General features: G+C 31.1%; 1 protein-coding gene. It reads right to left on the reverse strand.

From position 1 onward, the window contains the following. Nucleotides 1–87: 87 nt before the first annotated feature. On the reverse strand, nucleotides 88–998 hold a 911-nt coding region (locus tag FOF46_RS30935; protein ID WP_143919267.1), incomplete at its 5' end, for an RHS repeat domain-containing protein.

Below are 998 nucleotides of genomic sequence, written 5' to 3' on the forward strand. Positions count from 1 at the left end.
TCCTTTTAAAACCTTGAGTATTTTATCGTAATTTGCTTGAAAGTTGTGCATATGAATTATAGTGTCGTAACTACAATTTACTGCCTTTTAGCAGTTTGCGCAACTTTTTCTAAATGCACAACGGGTATTCTTAATATATCGATATGGTTTTTCAGAGCTTTTTTGATCTCCATATTGTTCTTTATATCTATTATAATTTTTAACTGCACCTTTTACAATTCCATCAATATTACGTTGCTCTACATTCATAGTTGTATGATCGGCCATAAAATTTGATTCCCATTCTTTGTCAGGTCTATATATACCTATCTTAGAAAGTAATACTGAATATCTATCCTTCAAACCAACCAAATGTCCAAATTCATGAGGATATATCGCAAAGTTTTTTCCTGCCATTTTTTCTTTTGAATACCAAGTCCCTGTATCTCCATTAATTTCGCTTACTTCTGATCTTCCCTTTTCATTTTTAACTTCAATGAGGTTATCTCCTTCCGCTAGCTCGGTATTTTCTTCATCATATACATCTACAGATGTTTCAAATTTCACATCAAACTCATTACCATCATCATCTGTGAATTTAAACTCATTATGTTCCCCAAATAAATTTTGGATTGTTTTTTGTATTTTATTTGCTTCTTTTTGATTTGCACCACTTCCATAAATATAAATCTGTGTAGAGACTCTTATAACGCCATCTTGTATTGAAATCACAGTATCTTTACCATCAGGATCAATTAGTAATACTGGATTATTAAGAGTATAGTTATAAGGGTTAATTCCATAATAACTATCTGCATGAGGATCAATATTCATCATTCTTCCTATAGATGGTTCGTACATTCGGGCATGATAATCATAAAAGCCTAACCCTAATTCTTTTTCATCTTCTTTTCCTTGATACGTTTGATAGTTATTTTCTGTACCAACAATGGTATTATTGTATCCTTTATGTTGTAGTCCAAAGGGGTAATAATTATTTTCCTCAATAATCTCATCTT

The sequence above is a fragment of the Aquimarina algiphila genome, assembly GCF_007489275.1.
In the GTDB taxonomy this organism is placed as follows: Bacteria; Bacteroidota; Bacteroidia; order Flavobacteriales; family Flavobacteriaceae; genus Aquimarina; species Aquimarina algiphila.